The organism is Vibrio sp. NH-7 (genome assembly GCF_053643215.1).
The window spans coordinates 603,952-619,457 of record NZ_CM132187.1; the positions used below are offsets into that span (position 1 = coordinate 603,952).

Here is a 15,506-nt window from a genome sequence, read left to right on the forward strand (position 1 = left end):
AGGCACCTTTTTCTATTTAGTGTCACAGGTTACTTGGAAAGTGTGTCGGGTTGGTAAAAGGAATCAGCGCTAAAATCAGTGCTTGGTGATAAACACTGCTGCGAGTTAACAGATCTTGTGTCAGCAGGCTGATCGCTCCGCCTTTTTGCTTGATGTTTTCCGTAGCAAAAACTTCATCCATCACATCACCCAGTTCATTGGCGTGGGCCAACTTTTCAAGCACGAGCGGAGGAAGCATAAGACTTGCGGAGCGAGATTCGCCGCGGTGAGTGCTGGATTCTATCACCATCCATGCAAAGGTCATGTTGCATTCAATCCCAGCTTCAAGCCCGACGTAGAAATCGCCACCAGGAAGCACTCTTTTGGCGTTCCTCACACGATTGCGCGCGCCTTCATAGGTTTCGTCGTTGCTCATCGGCTGGTCAGCAACCTCGCTAGGCACTTTTACTCCTGAGAATTCGAAGGTTTGTTGCGGGAAGGCGGCTTGAAATGCACTTTGTACGGCGTTGATTTTTGCTGGGTTAAGCGAAGCGACAATAACTTTCTTCACTGACATCTGTGTTTCCTTTCGACTTTTTGTTGTGCTGTCTCAGTTGCTCAATGGAGATTGGTGGAGACAGATAGTAGCCTTGCATGTAATCACATTGATTGTTCGCCAGCCACTGATGCATCTCTTTTGACTCAATCCCTTCGGCGGTCACAAGCATAGATTGAGAATGACAAAGGTCAACCAGTGGCTTCACCACTGTTTGGTTATTTGTCTTGGTCAGTGCTTCTAGGAACTCACGATCAAACTTAATTTTTTGTACTGGGTATTCAACCAGTTGGGTAATGGACGTGTAGCCAGAGCCAAAGTCATCAATAGTCAATTTAAAGCCCATCTGAGACAGCTCATACAACAAGAGATAACTTTGAGAGTCTGATGCGAACGTCTCTGTTATTTCAAAGTCGATAAGATCCGGACGTACTGAGTACCGTTCGGCCATGGTTTGAATATATTGCGCGAGCTGTAATGAATCTAGTTCAGCGGAGGACAAGTTAATCGATAGTTGGACGGGCCAGTCGAAACAATTCTGAATGGCTGAAAAGTCTTCAAAGGCTTGTTTTACTACCCAGCGGTCAATCGTGCCAAACAAACCAATTTGCTCGGAGATAGGAATAAATTCACTCGGATTGACCGTGCCTAGTTTGGGGGACTCCCAGCGAAGTAGCGCCTCTAGCCCGCGCACTTCTAAACCACTTCGATCAAAATAGGGTTGATAGAGCAATTGGAATTCCTGATCTAGGTTGCTTGAACGCAAAGCTCGCTCAACTTGAGAGCGGCGGCGGACGATCTGATCCAGTTCTTTAGAGTAGTGTGCGATTTGATTTTTACCCGCTCGTTTCGCTTGATACATCGCAGTATCAGCATGAGAGAGCAAGCTAGTAAGGTCTCGTCCATCTTCAGGGTATGAAGCGATGCCGATACTGGCGGTAATCGGAAAGTTGCCAAGTGGAGAGTTCGCGCTATTTTGAATCGGCTCTAACACCGCTCTCGCAATCTCAGGAGCGTAACTAGAATGCTGGTTTACTGACGAAATAAAGACAGCAAACTCATCGCCTGACAGCCTTGCAGCAAGGCATTTTACACTGTACTTTAATTCAAATTCGTTACAGCGCTGACGAATGTGCTCTGCGAAATTGACCAGCAGTGAGTCGCCAATATGATGACCGTATTTGTCGTTGACGTATTTGAAGTTGTCTAGGTCAATGTAGAGTATCCAAGCGCGAGTATCGATTAACTTGTTAGCTATCGTCCTCTCAACAAACATTTGGAACTGATACCGATTGGCGAGTTGCGTGAGGTGATCGTTCTCTGCCATCGCTTTGGTTTTTTGATAACTCGAGTTGAGCTCTTTATACATGTCGTAAAAGCGGACTGACAGGCGTCCAATTTCATTGTCTGCAGAGAGTTTTTCGATGTTTGAGCGTTTTTGCAATTCGACTTCTTGGAGTTGATGATCGAGTCTTGTTATCGGCTTAATTACGTGGCGATAGAGTAAAAACAACAAGATAAGAACGGTAGAAACGGCTGAAGCCCCAAAAGCAAGTAAGAGCTTGTTTTCAATCTTGTTTAACTGCTCATTGAGTAAGTACTGAGCAGGATCCAACACCGCGTATAAGTTGGGTTTCAACTCAACCGATTGAGTGAGTCCCGATTTTTTGACGGGTTCTTGAGCAAAGAAGATACTGCTGTCGTTATCAAACTCTAAAATGTGCTTGAGCTGGTCAAAGTTATCGAGAGATAAAGAGACAACAACGAAAAATACTTGCTCTTTGTTATAGCTCAGTGGCGAGGTGAATGTGTCGTTGTCGAGCACATCATAACGAATCAGTATGCTTTGTCCCTGATAATTGTTGGCAAACCCGGTATGGGAGAGTTGCCCAGTTTGCTTGTATATGTGACGAATGTATTTGAGGACATTCTCATCAAGGGTGGCAAAGGGATCGGTTTGGTTGTCGGCGTAAAAACGAACGTGTTGGTCACTGTCTACGATGGCGACAGCAATGTTGTCTTGTTTGTTAGGTTGTAGGTTATCAATGGTTGTTTGCAGGTTTTCGATCAACCGCATCTCTCGGTAAGGGTTCTCCGGTTGACTAAAGTAGTGGCGAATAATATCGCTTTTAATCAATGTCAGTGAGTAGCTGTTAATTAGGGAGACCGATTGGCGAAAATGGCCAGCAAGTTTCTCCATCGTGAGCTGCAAGTAACTGTTTTCACGCTTAATGAGCGTGTCTTTCTGGTTTACGTAAATACTATAGCTCGACATTGCTGCGCTGAGCATAACAACAGGGGCAACCAAAAGCAGAACTCTAGTACTGAGCTTCATGATTCTTAACTATTTGATTAATGATTTTCGTTCTTAGGCTTATGTTTTCTGCAGAAAGCATACTGTCTATGTAACTGTTTTTAAGTTGTTCTGGGCTTGGGAACAATGATGCATCATTTTTGTACCAATCAGGCATCAGTTTTAATGCACTTAAATTGGGCGTTGCAGCTTTAATATCTGTTGCATTCATTGCAGCAATTGTGGGATCAGACAAATAGTTAAGAAAGGCTTTTGCTGCCTTTTTATTACTCGAGTGACTGCTTATCGCTAAACAGTCTAGCCATATATAAATTTCCCCTTCCGGCAGAACAAACTCCCACGCGTCACGACCAAATGAACGATTGAGTGAATACTGATCGCCGCTGTAGGCAAGGGCCAACTGAAGCTTGTCAGAGTTTTCTTGGCTTCGGATGTAGCTCAGTATGTATTCAAACGTGAGGACTTGCTGACTGAATGTTTTGAGGGCAGGGTAGGCTTGTCTGATTTCTTCGCGGCTTTCAGTTGTTGGTGATAAACCTAAGCTGTAAAACAAGGGTAAGAATGATTCAACGGTATCGTTGATCATCCCTATTCGACCTTTGAGTTCCTCGCTGGGCTCGACAAACTCCTTCCAAGTAGTGGGTGGGTTCTCGATGCGATCTTTTCGGTAAGCAATACCCACAGTGCCCCAAAAATAGGGAACTGCATAATCACCACACGCTTGGTTCCACTTATTGTCGTTATGGGCTCGATTGGGAAGGTCACTGATGCGCTCGAAACTGCCTAAGTTGCCATAGATGTTTGCTGAAACGTTGTCTAGAACCACAATATCAAATGGCAACTGAATGCTTTTCATCATTAATAGACTGCGTTCATCGTCATTATCAAAGTGGGATAACTGCAGCGGCGTTTCATGTGTTTCTTGCCAGTCATTAATGACTTTGGGGGATAGGGTATCCTCCCATAAATAGATATTGAGTGGTGTTGGCGTCGCGATGGCACTATTGGTCCAACATGCGAGGAGAAATATAGAGATGAGCGCTCTCATACTAACGAGTAAATAGCCTTACATTGAGGGTTGGTTGTTTGCTATGGCGTCAGTATGTAGTGCTGACACTGTATAAATATGCAACTTAGCTTCTGAATACTAAGAAGTTTTATAAACAGTGTCAGCTTAGATATGAAATAATTTGAGCTAGGTAGAGATATTTACTGCAACTTAACTTGTGTCGGTTTCACATTTTCCGATGGGTAACAACCCAGAACTTTCAGGTGTTTTGTGATCTTAGTCAGTTCGTTGAGGGCGCTCTGCATTTCATCGGAGTCTAAATGTGAAGCGAGATCAACATAAAACATCTCTTCCCAAGGATTGCCCATGATTGGGCGGGACTCGAGTTTCGTCATGTTGATGCCGTAGCGTTGCAGCACCAGTAAAGTCTCGACTAAGGAGCCTGCTTCTTGTGATGTTGACATTATTAGTGTCGTCTTGGCTGGAATTTGTGCCGAGACTTCCACAGGCTTGCGAGCGACAACAATGAATCGGGTATGATTTTCAGTTTGATTGGCGATATTACTTTGAATCGGTTGAAGACCATAGAGCTTGCCACTTGAGGCGTTACCAATCGCGGCAACGTCGCTACGGTTCATCTCTTGCACTTTCTGCATTGCATCTGCTGTGCTGGCACAAGACTCCAATTGCACGCCTTTTAGTTTACCCAAAAATTCACTGCATTGCTGGTGGGGCTGTGGGTGAGAGTAAAGTGTTTTGAGTTCTTCCAAACGAATATCTGATGTGGCTACCAAGCAATGTTCAATGGGAAGCGTCAACTCGCCAACAATGTAGAGTGTGGTGTGTTGAAGTAGATCATAGACTTCATTAATTGAACCTGAGCTGGTGTTCTCAATAGGTAGCACACCGTAGTCCGCATGACCTGACTCCACGGTATTGGCGACTTCTTTAAAGTGATCGCAGTTGAGCTCAATGAGTTCCGTATTTTTCCGGCTGAAATACTCACGACTTGCAAGGTGCGAGTATGAGCCTTTGGCGCCGAGGAAAGCGACTCGAGCAAGAGGTTTTCGGCTAAGTTCAGGGTTAGCAAGATTTTGTAGATACGACTGTTGAAGTAGTACGGAGTCTTCAATGATGGTGTGGAAAAGTTTCGTGATGTATTGAGCATCTAGCTCATACTTGTCTTTGCCTGCATTAATGAGTTTGACAAGAAGCTGTTGCTCTCGGCTAGCATCGCGCACGGGCTTAGATGTTTGAACTTTACTCTTCGCGACTTCAATACTCATTTTTCTACGCTCAGATAGTAGATGCAGTAATTGATCGTCAAGCTCATTTAGTCTTAATCGGATCTCTTCGAGCGAGTATTTTTGTTCAGTCATCCTGTATTCCTTAAAAATAAAAAAGCCTCCCAGTGGGAGGCTTCCTGTTCGTTTTTGACTTATCTTCCGCAAACGAGGCTGCCTCCAAATTTAGTGGAGAAAAAAGAAGTCAAAAAAGAACAGGTTGTTTGTTTGCATAAATCACTACTAATCGTGGGAACCGTAAACACAATAAGCAACCACCAGTGGAGCGTCAAGCAAAAAAATAGCGCCTTTCGGCGCTATTTTTTGAATCCTCTTAGTGCAGTAAACCTATTCCGCTTCTAGCTCAGTTTCTTCTAGCTCTGGCTTCTCAGTGCGGCGAGCTTCTGGTTTGTGGCGTAGTTTGTTTAGCTGTCGTTCTAGTTTCTGTTCTACCTCATTAACGGCAGCGTATAAATCTTCGTGTGTTGCAGATGCAACCAGTTGGCCTTTTGGTACCGTGATGACAGCTTCAAACTTCATCTGTTTGTTCGGCTCCTCACTGAAGCTTGTTTGGCAACCAATAATGTCTACTTGCCATTTTTCCAACTTTTTAAATTTGCTCTCAATATGAGTGCGGATTGCAGAGGTGATGTCGATATTTTTACCAGTGATGTTTACTTTCATAGATGTTTTCCTCTGTGTCATCCCTCATGGGTTGAGTTCAGATTACCGCTCATGGATAAAAATAATGTGACATAGATCATTATTTGATTGCTGTTTTTCAACACCCAAAACAAACGTGATCCATCTCAAAGAGTGCATCGATATCACTACGAAAAAGCTTGTGTAAGAATGAAATCTCATTAGATTGGGAGAGGTAAAGCACTAAAAATCATTCGTTTTTTAGCGCATTCTTTCGATTCAAAAAAAGCCTTGGTTAAACTTTAACCCAACCAAAAGTGTGAATGTTCTTCCACTTTTTCTCACGTTCTATCCCAATGCCTTCTTAGTGGCTCCCTGAACTCTTGTATTCGGCTATCGCCAAAAATCTATTTTGATGGCGTTTGACGCAGATTGACTCTCGCGTAGCGTTTTTAATGCTTCTAATTGCTTATAAATAACGAAGTAGCGGTTGATGTTAGCAACGTAGTGCACAGGCTCTCTACCAATGTGCCGTCTGGCCATGATTTCGACATTCTTAAACCACTTGTTTGGGTCGTAGCCTTGCTGGGAAGCCAGTCGGCGAACGCGTCTAATGTTAGCAGGGCCGGCGTTATATGCGGCGAGTGCAAAGTAAACCTGGTTGTCTGGGCTTATTTTGTCATCACTAAAGTATCGGTCTTTTAGGAAGCGCATATATTTCACGCCAGCGTGGATATTATTGTCGACCTTGTAAATGTCGGGAATATTCACGTTAGGGTCTTTTGCCGTGCTTGGAAGGACTTGCATAACGCCCACTGCGCCTTTGTGTGACACTTTACTTTGGTCTAACCCTGATTCTTGGAATCCTTGGGCTGAAATCATCATGGGATCAAAATCATATTGGTCCGAGTAGAGAGAAAAAATCCCCGACAGCGCTTCTAATCGGTTGATATGGTTTGGGTTAAGGATTTTTCTCAGCCACTGAGTATTGTCTAGATACTTGCTGTAAATAACGTTGCCGAGCAAAGTGCCTGATCGGGAAGTCTTCAAATATTGATTTACAAAGGTTTGCAGCTGTGGGCTGTTTTTTCTCATTGCCCAAGCAATTTCTCCATTTATTCTTAGGGGGACTAAGTCATGTACCTGAATATTGTCCATGACTTTGAGCCAGAGCTCTGTTTTGTGGCTGTCTAAGATAGTCGCGCTGATAAGGCCTTGATTGACGAGTTCGACCAACTCAAGATCCTGCAGTGTTTCTTCGACAAACCGAACAATCACGGGAGGGAGGCCGAGACTATCTAGCTGGTGGTTCAGTTGCTGAAGACTTTCAAAGTAGCTGGAACTTGCGCGAACCCAAACCTCTTTACCGCTAAGTTGTTCGATGTTTTCTATCGAAGCAACGGATTGGTCAGTGACGAGCAGTTCTTTGACCCCCTTTAATACGGGTAAGCTGAAATCGATAGAATTAAGGCGTGCGGGCGTTATCGTTAGGTTGGCCACAATCAGATCGCCGTACCCTTGTACTAATGAAGGAATCAGCTCATCACGATGTACGGGAATGATTTGTAGATTGAAATAGGAAGAGCGTTGTTTGAGCTGTTTTTCGAAATGGTAGAGGAGTTCAGCGAGGATGCCTTTCGGTCTGCCATCTTCGATGTAGTAAAAACCTAGATCGGCAGCGACCAGAACACGAATGACGCCTTTTTTCTCTAGAGTTGGCAAGTCTCCCAAGTAAGGCTCTTTTTGCAAAGGAGAGAGAGAAAGAGCAAAACAGCGGGATATAGAGAGTGACAAAATAATAAGACTTAATACAACTTTGAACATTCATTAACCTCTTAACTTCATTGGTTAAAAATAGGTCCAAGGATTGATTTGAGCCAAGAAAGTGCATAAAAAAACCGCTCCAAATGTGAAACGGTTCTGATTAATTAATCACCAATTAAATTGGGTTGAGCTTTATCAACTCTTCCGTACGTTTAATCGCATCTTCTAAACCAAGCTGTTTGTAGGCTTCCAGTTGTATCTTCAGTGACTTGCGAGCCGCTACCGTATCTGGATAGGTTTTTTGTAGTTCTTGCGTACGGTTGATTGCCGCAATCCAAGCCTCTCGGCGAAGATAAAAATCTGCGGTAGCCAAATCGTATTCAGCTAGACGGTTCTTTAGCGCGAGCATTCGTTTTTGCGAATCTTCTGCGTATAGGCTAGTCGGGTAGCGTTCAAGTAGGCGCTTGAAATCAGCAAACGCTTTTTTCACCGGTTCAGGGTCGCGGTCGCTACGATCAACATTGAACAAATCGTGCATAAAGTTACGATCTTGTGCCATGTGTGTCAGCCCGCGCATATACAAAACCCAGTCGAGCTTTTCATGGGTTGGGTTTAGGCGGGTAAAGCGTTCAATGGTTGCCAGCCCCAAAGCTAAGTCGTCATTTTTGTAGTAGGCGTAAATCAAATCCAGCTGAACTTGCTCTGAGTACGCGCCAAATGGGTAACGAGAGTCCAAGGCTTCAAGCTGACTGATGGCCGAAAGCCAGTTACCACTTTGAAGCGAAACCTGGGCTTCTGAATACAGCTCAGATGGTGGCACGTCTGGCACGATCTCTTCGCTGCTTGAGCAGCCAACCAGTACAGATAGTGCCAACAAGCCAGATAAAGTATGCTTTTTCATATCAGGATTCGATTCCTTGAGATAAATATTTCTGCTCTTCCGTTACTTTCTGGGCAGTAACGGATACAATGTCCAATTATACCCGATCAACTCGAGTGAATGAGTTGTGGTGAGTAGTCTATTTTTCCACAGTAGTGACAATTAGTCTCACAGTTTTTAAAAAAGTTCGATATGGCTCAGCAGATTGAATTAACCAATACAGTAAAAGATAGCCAACTGGGTCAACGCCTGGATCAAGCTATCGCCGAATTATTCGCCGATTTTTCGCGCTCTCGACTAAAAGAATGGTTGTTGGCGGGGAAAGTCCAAGTCAACGGTGAAGTTGTAACCAAACCTCGCACCAAAGTGATGGGCGGGGAGGAAATCATTCTGCAAGCGGAACTTGAAGATGAAGAGCGCTGGGAAGCGCAAGATATTCCTCTTGATATCGTCTATGAAGATGACGATATTTTGGTGATTAACAAACCGCGTGGTTTTGTTGTTCATCCAGGTGCGGGCACGCCAGATGGCACCGTCCTTAATGCGTTGTTGCATCATTACCCAAACATAGCCGAAGTGCCTCGCGCAGGTATCGTCCATCGTTTAGATAAAGATACTACCGGCTTAATGGTTGTAGCGAAAACCGTCCCTGCGCAAACTCGTCTAGTACGTGCTTTGCAGAAAAAACGCAATTTTGTCCGTGAGTATGAAGCCATCGCGATTGGCCGCATGACAGCGGGTGGTCGAATTGAACAGCCGATCGGTCGTCATTCGACTAAACGTACTTTGATGGCGGTTAGCCCAATGGGTAAACCAGCGGTGACGCATTACCGTGTTGCGGAGCACTTCCGCGAACATACGCGCATCCGCCTTCGCTTGGAAACGGGTCGTACTCACCAAATTCGTGTTCACATGTCCTATCTTCAGCATCCTCTATTAGGGGATAGTGCGTATGGTGGTCGAGCGCGTATTCCTAGTGGCGCAACTGAAGAACTGGCGGAAAAAATCCGTAGCTTTGACCGTCAAGCGCTGCACGCGGTGATGCTGAAATTTGAACACCCTATTACCGGTGAAGAAGTCGAATTCCATGCCCCTGTTCCTGATGATATGGTCGAAATGGCGGAAGCGCTGCGTCAAGATACTCAAGAACACGGTTTACAAGACGAGTTCTAGCTATGGAAATGATTATCCCCAACTGGCCTGCGCCCAAAAATATCAAAGCGTTTGCTTCAACTCGAACTGGAGGCTGCTCACAGGCACCTTATAACGGCTTGAACCTCGGGGCTCACGTTGGGGATGATGACAAAACAGTTCAGCAAAATAGAGCATTGCTGGCAGAGTTTACCAAAATGCCATCGGCGCCTGTTTGGCTTAACCAGACACACTCGACAGTGGTCACTAAAGCGAACCAACCCACAGATGAAGTGTTAAATGCTGATGGCCTGTTTACCCAAAACTCAGGCATTGTCTGTTCTGCGATGACCGCGGATTGCTTGCCCGTTTTATTGGCCAATACAGATGGCACTCAAGTCGCGGCGGTTCATGCTGGTTGGCGTGGTTTGGCTAACGGTATTGTCGAAAATGCGCTGCTTCATTTTGAGGGGGAAGTCATGGCTTGGATTGGGCCTGCTATTGGTAAAGGTGCATTTGAAGTTGGCGAAGATGTGTTGAATGCGTTTTGCTCTTTTGATCCTCAAGCTAAACTCGCTTTTCAAGACAAAGGTAGCTCAGGTAAATATCTGGCTGATATGAACCTTCTTGTTACACAGAGGCTTAATAAATCAGGCGTTACGCAAGTCTATTACAGTGACCTGTGTACCTATCAAAACCCAGAGCAGTTTTACTCATATCGCCGTGATGGTGTGACCGGACGCCAAGCGACGTTTATTTGGATTGAATCCTAATTCATTTCCACATCAGATAAGGTGATTTTATCTTATCTCCTCCCTTGAAAATCTGACATCGCGTAGCCATCTTTCATACTGATTATAGAATTCTTCTCAGTTGAGGTTAGGAAGGTAGATATGCGTCTTGACAGATTCACAAGTAAATTTCAAATCGCGATATCTGACGCTCAATCGTTGGCGTTGGGCCGCGATCATCAATACATAGAGCCAGTTCATTTAATGGTGGCACTGATGGATCAGGATGGTAGTCCGATTCGCCCGCTGTTAACAATGCTCAATGTAGACATCACGCAGCTACGCTCAAAGCTTAGCGAGATCTTAGATCGATTGCCTAAAGTCAGTGGCATTGGGGGAGACGTTCAACTCTCTAGTGCGATGGGGACCATGTTCAACTTATGTGACAAGGTTGCCCAAAAGCGTCAAGACGCCTACATCTCTTCTGAAATTTTCCTACTTGCGGCAATTGAAGATCGCGGTCCGTTAGGTGCATTGCTAAAAGAGCAAGGTCTAACGGAAGATAAAATCAGCGAAGCGATTGATAAAGTGCGCGGAGGTCAAAAGGTTAATGACCAAAACGCAGAAGAGCTACGTCAAGCGTTAGAGAAGTTTACGATTGACCTGACTGAACGGGCTGAACAAGGCAAACTGGATCCGGTGATTGGTCGTGATGATGAAATTCGCAGAACTATCCAAGTACTGCAGCGTCGCACCAAAAATAATCCAGTAATCATCGGTGAGCCTGGGGTTGGTAAAACAGCCATTGTAGAGGGTTTAGCGCAGCGTATCGTGAACAATGAAGTGCCAGAAGGGCTTCGCGGACGTCGAGTACTCTCATTAGATATGGGCGCGCTGGTGGCTGGTGCTAAGTACCGTGGTGAGTTTGAGGAGCGCTTAAAATCGGTCTTGAACGAACTGTCTAAAGAGGAGGGCAATATTATCCTCTTTATTGATGAGATTCATACCATGGTCGGCGCGGGTAAAGGCGAAGGCTCTATGGATGCCGGCAATATGTTGAAGCCCGCTTTGGCGCGCGGAGAACTGCATTGCGTTGGTGCAACAACTTTGGATGAATACCGTCAGTACATAGAGAAAGATCCGGCGTTAGAGCGCCGCTTTCAAAAAGTAATTGTCGATGAGCCAACCGTTGAAGATACGGTCGCAATCTTACGTGGTCTCAAGGAGCGTTATGAACTGCATCATCATGTTGAAATAACCGATCCGGCCATCGTAGCTGCGGCAAGTTTGTCACATCGCTATGTGTCAGATAGACAGTTACCTGATAAAGCCATCGACCTGATCGATGAGGCGGCTTCGAGTATTCGTATGCAAATTGACTCCAAGCCTGAAGCGCTAGACAAACTCGAACGGAAAATCATCCAACTTAAGATTGAGCAGCAAGCGTTAACGAATGAGCATGACGACGCGAGTGAAAAACGCCTCAACATACTCAATGAAGAACTTGCAGAGAAAGAACGCGAGTTCGCGGAGTTAGATGAGGTCTGGAATGCAGAGAAAGCTGCGTTGTCAGGGACTCAACATATCAAGTCTGAGTTAGAACAAGCTCGCTTAGATATGGAGTTCGCTCGCCGTGCAGGTGATCTCAATCGAATGTCTGAACTTCAATATGGGCGTATTCCCGAACTGGAAAAGCAACTCGATCTGGCAACACAGGCTGAGATGCAAGAAATGACCTTGCTCCGTAACAAGGTAACAGACAACGAGATTGCTGAAGTACTATCAAAGCAAACGGGTATTCCTGTTTCAAAAATGCTCGAAGCGGAAAAAGAGAAACTGCTTCAGATGGAGGAAGTTCTCCATAAGCGTGTTATTGGTCAAACGGAAGCCGTAGAAGTGGTTTCCGATGCCATCCGCCGTAGTCGAGCTGGCTTGTCGGATCCCAATAAGCCAATTGGTTCGTTCCTATTCCTAGGGCCAACTGGCGTGGGTAAAACAGAGCTTTGCAAAACACTGGCTCACTTTATGTTTGACAGTGAAGATGCGATGGTTCGTATCGACATGTCTGAGTTTATGGAAAAGCATTCCGTCGCGAGACTCGTTGGTGCGCCTCCGGGCTATGTGGGTTATGAGGAAGGTGGTTACCTCACAGAGGCCGTTCGCCGGAAACCTTATTCGGTGATATTGCTTGATGAAGTAGAGAAGGCACATCCAGATGTTTTCAATATTTTACTGCAGGTGCTTGATGATGGTCGACTAACCGATGGTCAAGGGCGAACTGTTGATTTTCGAAATACGGTTGTGATCATGACATCAAATCTCGGGTCTGCACGTATCCAAGAAAACTTTGGAGCGGTTGATTATGAGGGAATGAAAGAACAAGTGATGGAGGTGGTAAGCAAGCACTTCAGACCTGAGTTTCTAAACCGCGTCGATGAAAGTGTTGTCTTCCACCCATTGGCTCAAGAGCATATTAAATCGATAGCGTCCATCCAGTTGAAACGTTTGTCGGATAGGATGGAAGACAAAGGTTACGTACTTGAAGTCTCGGATAAGGCGCTTGATCTGATTGCGCAAGTTGGGTTTGATCCTGTGTTTGGAGCACGACCTTTAAAACGTGCAATTCAACAGAGTGTAGAAAACCCACTTGCTAAAGCGATATTAGCGGGCAGAGTTATCCCTGAGAAACCGGTAAAACTCTTGGTTAACAATGACCAGATCATCGCGCATCAGTAGTTATGTTTTATTTAAAGGGCCTTTATAAGGCCCTTTTTGTTTGAGTTTTGCGCGCTTTGTGTGAAATGTATGCGAACGATTCAATGAACGGTGTTTTTTTGCATTTAGGGCTTGTGCTTGCCAGATAACTCCCTATAATGCGCCTCCGTTGTCACGGGAAACCTGATTAACAAACGGCTTGAAAGTGAAGTTAGTAACTTTTAGAGAAGTAGCGAAAAAGTGTTTGACACTTAAAGTTATATCGATAGAATGGCCGTCCGCTTTGAGAGAAAGCTCAAAGCAACGCTCTTTAACAATATAAACCTATCAATCTGTGTGGGCACTCGTTGATGATAATCCAATTAGAAGCTTTAGCTTCAAATTAGGTTTCAATGAAACGAAGTGACCATTGAATCTTCGGATTCAGCACAGTCAATTCAAACATTACTTTATGTAATGTTCAGTATTCATTGAGCCGAACAAAATCTTAAATTGAAGAGTTTGATCATGGCTCAGATTGAACGCTGGCGGCAGGCCTAACACATGCAAGTCGAGCGGAAACGAGTTAACTGAACCTTCGGGGAACGTTAACGGCGTCGAGCGGCGGACGGGTGAGTAATGCCTGGGAAATTGCCCTGATGTGGGGGATAACCATTGGAAACGATGGCTAATACCGCATAATAGCTTCGGCTCAAAGAGGGGGACCTTCGGGCCTCTCGCGTCAGGATATGCCCAGGTGGGATTAGCTAGTTGGTGAGGTAAGGGCTCACCAAGGCGACGATCCCTAGCTGGTCTGAGAGGATGATCAGCCACACTGGAACTGAGACACGGTCCAGACTCCTACGGGAGGCAGCAGTGGGGAATATTGCACAATGGGCGCAAGCCTGATGCAGCCATGCCGCGTGTATGAAGAAGGCCTTCGGGTTGTAAAGTACTTTCAGCAGTGAGGAAGGTGGTTCAGTTAATAGCTGTATCATTTGACGTTAGCTGCAGAAGAAGCACCGGCTAACTCCGTGCCAGCAGCCGCGGTAATACGGAGGGTGCGAGCGTTAATCGGAATTACTGGGCGTAAAGCGCATGCAGGTGGTTTGTTAAGTCAGATGTGAAAGCCCGGGGCTCAACCTCGGAATTGCATTTGAAACTGGCAGACTAGAGTACTGTAGAGGGGGGTAGAATTTCAGGTGTAGCGGTGAAATGCGTAGAGATCTGAAGGAATACCGGTGGCGAAGGCGGCCCCCTGGACAGATACTGACACTCAGATGCGAAAGCGTGGGGAGCAAACAGGATTAGATACCCTGGTAGTCCACGCCGTAAACGATGTCTACTTGGAGGTTGTGGCCTTGAGCCGTGGCTTTCGGAGCTAACGCGTTAAGTAGACCGCCTGGGGAGTACGGTCGCAAGATTAAAACTCAAATGAATTGACGGGGGCCCGCACAAGCGGTGGAGCATGTGGTTTAATTCGATGCAACGCGAAGAACCTTACCTACTCTTGACATCCAGAGAACTTTTCAGAGATGAATTGGTGCCTTCGGGAACTCTGAGACAGGTGCTGCATGGCTGTCGTCAGCTCGTGTTGTGAAATGTTGGGTTAAGTCCCGCAACGAGCGCAACCCTTATCCTTGTTTGCCAGCACTTCGGGTGGGAACTCCAGGGAGACTGCCGGTGATAAACCGGAGGAAGGTGGGGACGACGTCAAGTCATCATGGCCCTTACGAGTAGGGCTACACACGTGCTACAATGGCGCATACAGAGGGCAGCCAACTTGCGAGAGTGAGCGAATCCCAAAAAGTGCGTCGTAGTCCGGATTGGAGTCTGCAACTCGACTCCATGAAGTCGGAATCGCTAGTAATCGTGGATCAGAATGCCACGGTGAATACGTTCCCGGGCCTTGTACACACCGCCCGTCACACCATGGGAGTGGGCTGCAAAAGAAGTGGGTAGTTTAACCTTCGGGGGGACGCTCACCACTTTGTGGTTCATGACTGGGGTGAAGTCGTAACAAGGTAGCGCTAGGGGAACCTGGCGCTGGATCACCTCCTTATACGATGATTATTGCGATGAGTGTTCACACAGATTGATGGTTTATACGTTTTAGAGACGATACTGGGTCTGTAGCTCAGGTGGTTAGAGCGTTCGCCTGATAAGCGAGAGGTCGGTGGTTCAAGTCCACTCAGACCCACCAATTTCCTTGAAATTGGCATACAGTATCGACACCTTGATGGGGCTATAGCTCAGCTGGGAGAGCGCCTGCCTTGCACGCAGGAGGTCTGCGGTTCGATCCCGCATAGCTCCACCATCTTTAAGTGTTCTTTCACAAGAATCTTTAAACATGGTTTTCATCAGAAAATCTAGCTCTTTAACAATTTGGAAAGCTGACAAATCAACAAATTATTGTTGATTGTAAAGTTCTCAATGTTTGTCTTTAAGACAAACACCAATACAACACATTCAAGTGTTCTTGGAATTTGAGTCCGGCAAAATCGTGTCTGCACATGTATAAAA

The 15,506-nt window shown here is 45.7% G+C and carries 10 protein-coding genes, 2 tRNA genes, 1 rRNA gene and 1 other annotated feature; of the genes, 6 read left to right on the forward strand and 7 right to left on the reverse strand.

Translation table 11 applies throughout. The features are described 5' to 3' along the window. Positions 1 to 22: 22 nt before the first annotated feature. The 7 genes from yjjX to bamD all read right to left on the reverse strand — a co-directional run bounded on the left by yjjX (position 23) and on the right by bamD (position 8,448). Entirely contained in the window at positions 23 to 556 is a 534-nt protein-coding gene (gene yjjX / locus ACUALS_RS02985) for an inosine/xanthosine triphosphatase (protein WP_454448821.1), read from the reverse strand. After that, positions 522 to 2,870 (reverse strand): putative bifunctional diguanylate cyclase/phosphodiesterase, encoded by a 2,349-nt coding sequence (locus ACUALS_RS02990; protein WP_038137454.1) that lies wholly within the window; start codon positions 2,868 to 2,870, stop codon positions 522 to 524. Before ACUALS_RS02990 ends, yjjX begins: the two co-directional genes overlap by 35 nt. Further along, positions 2,854 to 3,897 (reverse strand): polyamine ABC transporter substrate-binding protein, encoded by a 1,044-nt coding sequence (locus ACUALS_RS02995; RefSeq protein ID WP_038214684.1) that lies wholly within the window; start codon positions 3,895 to 3,897, stop codon positions 2,854 to 2,856. The genes ACUALS_RS02990 and ACUALS_RS02995 overlap by 17 nt, the downstream gene beginning before the upstream one ends. Positions 3,898 to 4,058: 161 nt before the next feature. Continuing rightward, on the reverse strand, positions 4,059 to 5,237 hold the full coding sequence (gene pheA / locus ACUALS_RS03000; protein WP_454448822.1) for a prephenate dehydratase: 1,179 nt from the start codon (positions 5,235 to 5,237) through the stop codon (positions 4,059 to 4,061). Between the two features lie 15 nt (positions 5,238 to 5,252). Next, positions 5,253 to 5,373 (reverse strand) — a sequence feature (Phe leader region). 116 nt (positions 5,374 to 5,489) lie between these two features. Continuing rightward, positions 5,490 to 5,825: a ribosome hibernation-promoting factor, HPF/YfiA family gene (gene hpf, locus ACUALS_RS03005; RefSeq protein ID WP_005475897.1), complete on the reverse strand. Its 336-nt coding sequence runs from the start codon at positions 5,823 to 5,825 to the stop codon at positions 5,490 to 5,492. Positions 5,826 to 6,176: 351 nt separating this feature from the next. Next, entirely contained in the window at positions 6,177 to 7,607 is a 1,431-nt protein-coding gene (locus ACUALS_RS03010; protein WP_454448823.1) for a transglycosylase SLT domain-containing protein, read from the reverse strand. A 115-nt stretch (positions 7,608 to 7,722) separates the two neighbouring features. Beyond that, positions 7,723 to 8,448, reverse strand: coding sequence for an outer membrane protein assembly factor BamD (gene bamD, locus ACUALS_RS03015; protein ID WP_038137442.1), 726 nt, complete (start codon positions 8,446 to 8,448; stop codon positions 7,723 to 7,725). A 171-nt stretch (positions 8,449 to 8,619) separates the two neighbouring features. Between bamD and rluD the strand changes: the two genes are divergently transcribed. From rluD to ACUALS_RS03045, 6 genes are all read left to right on the forward strand, one after another. Beyond that, entirely contained in the window at positions 8,620 to 9,600 is a 981-nt protein-coding gene (gene rluD, locus ACUALS_RS03020; protein ID WP_005477020.1) for a 23S rRNA pseudouridine(1911/1915/1917) synthase RluD, read from the forward strand. A gap of 2 nt (positions 9,601 to 9,602) precedes the next feature. Beyond that, complete coding sequence (gene pgeF / locus ACUALS_RS03025; protein WP_454448824.1) at positions 9,603 to 10,331, forward strand: peptidoglycan editing factor PgeF; 729 nt, start codon at positions 9,603 to 9,605, stop codon at positions 10,329 to 10,331. 120 nt (positions 10,332 to 10,451) lie between these two features. Beyond that, positions 10,452 to 13,025, forward strand: coding sequence for an ATP-dependent chaperone ClpB (clpB, locus tag ACUALS_RS03030; protein ID WP_038137436.1), 2,574 nt, complete (start codon positions 10,452 to 10,454; stop codon positions 13,023 to 13,025). A 468-nt stretch (positions 13,026 to 13,493) separates the two neighbouring features. Beyond that, positions 13,494 to 15,045 (forward strand): 16S ribosomal RNA (locus ACUALS_RS03035). A 64-nt stretch (positions 15,046 to 15,109) separates the two neighbouring features. Then, positions 15,110 to 15,186, forward strand: a tRNA-Ile gene (locus ACUALS_RS03040). A gap of 38 nt (positions 15,187 to 15,224) precedes the next feature. Beyond that, positions 15,225 to 15,300 (forward strand) — tRNA-Ala (locus ACUALS_RS03045). The last annotated feature ends 206 nt before the right edge of the window (positions 15,301 to 15,506 follow it).

Excerpts from the sequence above, each read along its gene's own strand:
- rluD (WP_005477020.1), top strand. The coding sequence starts at position 8,620 with ATGGCTCAGCAGATTGAATTAACCAATACAGTAAAAGATAGCCAACTG.
- bamD (WP_038137442.1), bottom strand. The coding sequence starts at position 8,448 with ATGAAAAAGCATACTTTATCTGGCTTGTTGGCACTATCTGTACTGGTT.
- ACUALS_RS02990 (WP_038137454.1), bottom strand. The coding sequence starts at position 2,870 with ATGAAGCTCAGTACTAGAGTTCTGCTTTTGGTTGCCCCTGTTGTTATG.
- ACUALS_RS02995 (WP_038214684.1), bottom strand. The coding sequence starts at position 3,897 with ATGAGAGCGCTCATCTCTATATTTCTCCTCGCATGTTGGACCAATAGT.
- clpB (WP_038137436.1), top strand. The coding sequence starts at position 10,452 with ATGCGTCTTGACAGATTCACAAGTAAATTTCAAATCGCGATATCTGAC.
- pheA (WP_454448822.1), bottom strand. The coding sequence starts at position 5,237 with ATGACTGAACAAAAATACTCGCTCGAAGAGATCCGATTAAGACTAAAT.
- hpf (WP_005475897.1), bottom strand. The coding sequence starts at position 5,825 with ATGAAAGTAAACATCACTGGTAAAAATATCGACATCACCTCTGCAATC.
- ACUALS_RS03010 (WP_454448823.1), bottom strand. The coding sequence starts at position 7,607 with ATGTTCAAAGTTGTATTAAGTCTTATTATTTTGTCACTCTCTATATCC.
- yjjX (WP_454448821.1), bottom strand. The coding sequence starts at position 556 with ATGTCAGTGAAGAAAGTTATTGTCGCTTCGCTTAACCCAGCAAAAATC.
- pgeF (WP_454448824.1), top strand. The coding sequence starts at position 9,603 with ATGGAAATGATTATCCCCAACTGGCCTGCGCCCAAAAATATCAAAGCG.